The following is a 236-nucleotide window of genomic DNA, read 5'->3' on the forward strand; positions in this document are numbered from 1 at the left end:
GACATTCCCGTATACCAGCCGGATGCTCCCTATACAGGAACGTTCAGCGGAAAACGAGTCCGGCGCGGCTTGTACCGCTTTGCCGATGGAAGGACGGCCAATGCCGACATCAACGGCGCCGCCAATATACTCCGCAAAAGTAAGCAGAACTTCGATTTTGAGGGACTGTGTAAGGGGCTTTTGGACAGCCCTTTGAGAATAAGGCTATCCTGATTTCAGGAGGAAACTTAAACAGC

Annotated in this window: 1 pseudogene; it reads left to right on the forward strand. The window is 52.1% G+C overall.

The features are described 5' to 3' along the window. Positions 1-213, forward strand: a pseudogene (locus ACE418_RS13575) (RNA-guided endonuclease TnpB family protein); the annotation flags it as partial. Positions 214-236: the final 23 nt, after the last annotated feature.

The organism is Megasphaera jansseni (assembly GCF_047974155.1).
GTDB lineage: Bacteria > Bacillota > Negativicutes > Veillonellales > Megasphaeraceae > Megasphaera.